Raw genomic sequence first — 582 nt, forward strand, 5'->3', positions numbered from 1 at the left:
GAGCCGACCGACGCACCGACCGACGCGTCAACCCACGCACCGACCGACGACCACCCACCCACACGACCACGACCTATGTCACAACTCCGTATCGAACCCCTGAGCCTCGACGAGTGGGGAGCCGCGCTCCCCGCGTCGGGCACCGAAGTCTTCCACACCCCCGCGGTGCTCGCCGCCATCGACGAGCACTTCGACGGCGAAATGCACCTGTTCGGCGTCTTCAAGGGCCAAGAGCCGGTCGCGCTGTTCCCGACGTTCGTCCGCCGAAACCCCCTCGGACGGGTCGTCGTCTCGCCGCCGCCGTCGATGGCGATTCCGTACATCGGCCCGGTGATGATGCCGAACAGCCCGAAACAGAGCGCCTACGAGTCGGTGAACCGCGAGTTCGCCGACCTCGTGGTCGAGGAGCTCGGCATCCGCTCGAACCGGACGTTCGTCCGCCTGCTCTGTTCGCCGGCGTACCTCGACCCCCGCCCGTTCGAGTGGACCGGCTTCGCGGTCAAACCCTCGTTTACCTACCGGCTCGACCTCGGCGGGCGCTCGCTCGACGAGATACAGGCCCAGTTCAGCAGCAGCCTCCGC

1 pseudogene is annotated in these 582 nt (G+C 67.7%); it reads left to right on the forward strand.

The annotated features are described in order from the left end of the window. Window positions 1–75: 75 nt before the first annotated feature. Window positions 76–582: pseudogene (locus tag DVK00_RS20690) on the forward strand (GNAT family N-acetyltransferase); the annotation flags it as partial.

Source organism: Haloarcula sp. Atlit-47R, assembly GCF_003665985.1.
GTDB lineage: Archaea > Halobacteriota > Halobacteria > Halobacteriales > Haloarculaceae > Haloarcula > Haloarcula taiwanensis.